This is a genomic window from Prosthecobacter sp. (assembly GCF_044222345.1).
In the GTDB taxonomy this organism is placed as follows: domain Bacteria; phylum Verrucomicrobiota; class Verrucomicrobiia; order Verrucomicrobiales; family Verrucomicrobiaceae; genus Prosthecobacter.
The window spans coordinates 1-3,968 of the sequence record NZ_JBGANL010000136.1 but is presented as its reverse complement, the minus strand read 5'-3'; the positions used below and the strand labels follow the sequence as shown (position 1 = coordinate 3,968).

General features: G+C 60.3%; 4 protein-coding genes. All 4 read left to right on the top strand.

Annotated features, from left to right (window positions below; translation table 11 throughout):
• The first annotated feature begins 80 nt into the window (after positions 1 to 80).
• Positions 81 to 455, top strand: coding sequence for a hypothetical protein (locus ACILSL_RS27155; protein WP_395735206.1), 375 nt, complete (start codon positions 81 to 83; stop codon positions 453 to 455).
• Positions 456 to 716: 261 nt separating this feature from the next.
• Positions 717 to 1,337 carry a type II secretion system protein gene (locus ACILSL_RS27150; RefSeq protein WP_395735205.1) on the top strand — a complete coding sequence of 207 codons (621 nt, stop codon included), beginning with the start codon at positions 717 to 719 and terminating at the stop codon, positions 1,335 to 1,337.
• Positions 1,338 to 1,772: 435 nt separating this feature from the next.
• Positions 1,773 to 2,627 carry a type II secretion system protein gene (locus ACILSL_RS27145; RefSeq protein WP_395735204.1) on the top strand — a complete coding sequence of 285 codons (855 nt, stop codon included), beginning with the start codon at positions 1,773 to 1,775 and terminating at the stop codon, positions 2,625 to 2,627.
• Positions 2,628 to 2,815: 188 nt separating this feature from the next.
• Positions 2,816 to 3,451 carry an N-acetylmuramoyl-L-alanine amidase gene (locus tag ACILSL_RS27140; protein ID WP_395735203.1) on the top strand — a complete coding sequence of 212 codons (636 nt, stop codon included), beginning with the start codon at positions 2,816 to 2,818 and terminating at the stop codon, positions 3,449 to 3,451.
• The last annotated feature ends 517 nt before the right edge of the window (positions 3,452 to 3,968 follow it).

Below are 3,968 nucleotides of genomic sequence, written 5' to 3'. Positions count from 1 at the left end.
CAACAAAATCGGACGGCTCACCCGCATGGCCTACGGCTACCGCGACGTGGACTTCCTCCAACTGCGCATCTACTCACTGCATGAGTCAAAAGACATACTCACTGGCACCTGAGCACCGCACCAACTTCCCGGATGAACCAGAAAACCACTGGGCTATGACTTGCGGGCAGGCAGACACCACGGCGGGCAGCATTCCACTGGTCTTTGAAAACCCCGTCACGAACAGCTGGCCTCCGGTCTGGAATGCGGACGTGGCAGGTCAGATCGCTCCCGGCCGCACCTGGCCGGGTGGCCAGATCATCATCGGCCGCAACGACGGTAGCGTCGCGGTCGAAACTCTGGCTGGCGACAAAGGCAAGGTCAGCCCCAAAATCCTGGCCGATGGCAACGACCTCTTCACCCAAGCTTCCAAAGGCATCCCCCTGCGCGTCCTGCAGGTGGTTTATAAAAAGTAGGCGACCCGTCATTCAGCCTGCAGACAATCGACGCCGCCGGATGCACGCCATCCGGCGGCTTTTTTGTGCTTGTGTCCCAGGCCAGCTCATCCACAGCGGCCCTGGCCTGAGTTTTACCCCTACGCCTGCCGCCACGTCGCGGACGGCACTATTCTTGTCTCGTATTTCAGCCCGCGTTTGGGTCTAATGGCGGTGGGTAGCGGAATATTCCGTTATTCACATAACATAATAAAACAAACGATAGGTAAACATACGCATACAATGAAAACGAAACGAAACCATGCCTTCACTCTGATCGAGATGTTGGTGGTGATCACAATCATCGCGATTCTCGCGGGATTGGCGGTACCCGCCTACACCCTCGTTCAGAGGATCGCCCAGCAGAACCGAGGCGTCAGCAACGCCAGACAGGTCATCCTCGCGATGAAACTGTTCTCCAAGGACCACAGCAGCCAGTATCCCGACACCGTGCCCAATCCGGTGACCGGGGGCCTGGCCCAGAACGCGAATGACGCGTTCCGTTACATGATCCAGGAAAAGTGCGCTCCGGATGAGCGCATCTTTGGGTGCCCCGCCGGTTACAATCCGGATGGCACCATCGGCCTGAGCCCCAACTATGGCAATGCCCTGATGCCCGGTGAAAACCACTGGGCGATGACGGCCGGCCAGACGGACACCACGGTGGGCAACATGCCCCTCGTGTTTGAAAACCCAGCCACCCCAAGCTGGCCGCCGCTCTGGAATGCCGACATGGCAGGCAAGATCGCTCCGGGACGCACCTGGGCCGATGGCAAGATCATCGTCGGGCGCAACGACGGCAGCGTCGCGCTCGAAGCGCTGTCAGACACGAAAGGCATGGTGGGCCCCGGTCATCGCCGTTGAACCTGTTTACGCAGGCTTCAGACGGCATCCCGCAGCGCGTTTTGCAGGTGGTGTATGGCAATACCGGCCATTACACTCCAATAGGGCCTCAAAAAGAGATCCCACCTCCCACCTTGAATGGCGCACCTCCGCCTCTTGCTGGTGTGCAAGGAGTTCCCGGCAGCCTGCCGCCTGCGGGACTGTGATCCGTCCTGAAATCTAGAGACACTCCACGCCGCCGGATGCACGCCATCCGGCGGCTTTTTTGTGACCGGGCCTGCGGGCGATCCCCTGCCCCGTGCGGAGCGCTTTGAATGACTTTGCCGCGTTGTCTCCGAAAGGTGGCATTTTTTTCTCGCATTTCACTCCATGGTTGGGTCTAATCCTTGGGTGCCGAATTAATTCCGGTGTCCTAATAACATCATACCCAACCCAAAACATACCCAGACAATGAAAATGAAAACGAAACGAAACCAAGCCTTCACGCTCATCGAGCTGCTGGTGGTGATCACGATCATCGCGATTCTCGCGAGCCTGGCCGTGCCAGCCTTCACGATGGTGCAGACCCAGGGCAACCAGATGAAGGGCGTCAACAACTGCAAGCAGGTGATCCTGGCGCTGAAGCAGTTCTCCAAAGACAACAACAGCCAGTATCCCGACTCCGTGGCCAACCCGCTGACAGGCAGCATGGCCCAAAGCGCCAACGACGCCTTCCGCTACATGATCCAGGAACAGATCGTGACGGATGAGCGCATCTTTGGCTGCCCTGCCGGCTACAATCCGGACAACAACATCGGCCAGGCCCCGAACTACGGCAATGCGCTGATGCCAGGTGAAAACCACTGGGCCATGACCGGCAACCAGACGGACACCACCGTGGGCAACATGCCGATCGTGTTTGAAAACCCCGTCTCCATCAGCTGGCCGCCCCTTTGGAATGCGGACGTGGCAGGTCAGGTCGTCCCCGGCCGCACCTGGCCTGGTGGTAAGATCATCATCGGTCGCAACGACGGCAGCGTGGCCGTTGAAGCACTGGCAGGCAAGAGAGGCTCCATCGGTCCGAAGATCATGGCCGGTGGTCTGAATCTCTTCACCCAGGCTTCCCAGGGCATCCCGCAGCGCATCCTGCAGGTGGTCTATGGCAACAACAGCATGAACACCAACTCCGGCGTGGGCGGACAGAATCCTGGCGGCCCTCCTCCAGCCTTTGGCGCTCCCCTTCCTGGCGGCATGCCTGGCGGTGCTCCTCCTGCAGCCCCTCTGGGTGCTCCTCCTGCCGCTCCTGGCGGCCTGCCACCTTCGGGCCTGTAATCAGTCGCCCGACCCCGTCAACTCCACGCCGCCGGATGTGCCCCATCCGGCGGCTTTTTTTCTGCCTGGTGGCAAAGGTTTGCAGGCAAACCACTTGACCCTTTCCCGCCATCTTCGATTACTGTAGTGCCGATGAGCTTGCAGGCTTGTTCATGCGAAACCTGCCTTGCTTTCACCTCCCGAATCCCATGCCGACTTTCCCCTCCTCTCGCCATGCGTGGAACCGCCTGCTCACAGGCTCATGCTGGTTTGCGCTGACGGTGCTGATGCTGCTGAGCAAGGCTCACGCTTTTGACACCGTCATCCTCGATCCCGGCCATGGTGCCCATGACCGTGGAGCCGCCATCGGCTACGTCTATGAAAAGCACCTGGCGCTGGACACCGCGCGCCGGGTGGAGCAGCTGCTCAAAAAAGAGGGCCTGAAGGTCATCATGTCCCGCAGCCGGGACGTCTTCATCCCGCTGCAGGACCGCTCTGCGCTGGGCAACAGCCGGGGCAACTCCATCTTCGTCAGCATTCATTACAACTACAACCGCGGTGGCAGCGGCGCCGGTGCGGAGACGTACTACCACTTCTCCTCCAGCTACATGCTCGCGGCCTACATCCAGGCCTATCTGGTGCAGCGCACGACGATGCTGAACCGGGGCGTGAAAAACGCCAACTTCCACGTCATCCGAGCGACCACGAAAAACCCGGCGGTGCTCGTGGAATGCGGCTTCGTCAGCAACGCCACCGAACGCGCCCGCATGCTGACGGGCGAGTATCGCGCCAAGATCGCCGAAGGCATCGCCCAGGGCATCATCGCGTTTAAGAAGTCGAAGTGAGCGGAGTGGTGGAGCCGAACGAAGTGAACCGGAGCGCAGCGTAGATAGCGGAAGGCAAACAGACGACTGCAAGGAGCCCGAAGGGTGAGCGCAGCGAATCAATGGTAGAGTGGGAGTCTTTGCTGGGAGCGCCGATATTCTATCGGCTCTGGGGACGGCTCCGCAGCATGGGCATGCGCTGTGTTTATCGAGCGCTTCTTTTCATGTCGAGTGCGCTGGGACGTTCGACCGGAGCCGATGTGGACATCGGCGCTCCCAGTACAGACATGGCACTCCGCGCCGAGGCGGCAGCTCTGTGCTGGGAGCGCCGATATTTTATCGGCTCTGGGCAGAGCTCCGCAGCATGGGCAAGTGGCGTGTGACCCGTGAGCTGTTTTCCGTGGCGATGGCGCTGGGACGTTCGACCGGAGCCGATGTGGACATCGGCGCTCCCAGTACAGACATGGCACTCCGCGCCGAGGCGGCAGCTCTGTGCTGGGAGCGCCGATATTTTATCGGCTCTGGGCAGAGCTCCGCA

What these genes read in the sequence shown, in the direction of transcription:
- ACILSL_RS27155 (WP_395735206.1), top strand. Translation starts at nt 81, where the DNA reads ATGAGTCAAAAGACATACTCACTGGCACCTGAGCACCGCACCAACTTC.
- ACILSL_RS27150 (WP_395735205.1), top strand. Translation starts at nt 717, where the DNA reads ATGAAAACGAAACGAAACCATGCCTTCACTCTGATCGAGATGTTGGTG.
- ACILSL_RS27140 (WP_395735203.1), top strand. Translation starts at nt 2,816, where the DNA reads ATGCCGACTTTCCCCTCCTCTCGCCATGCGTGGAACCGCCTGCTCACA.
- ACILSL_RS27145 (WP_395735204.1), top strand. Translation starts at nt 1,773, where the DNA reads ATGAAAACGAAACGAAACCAAGCCTTCACGCTCATCGAGCTGCTGGTG.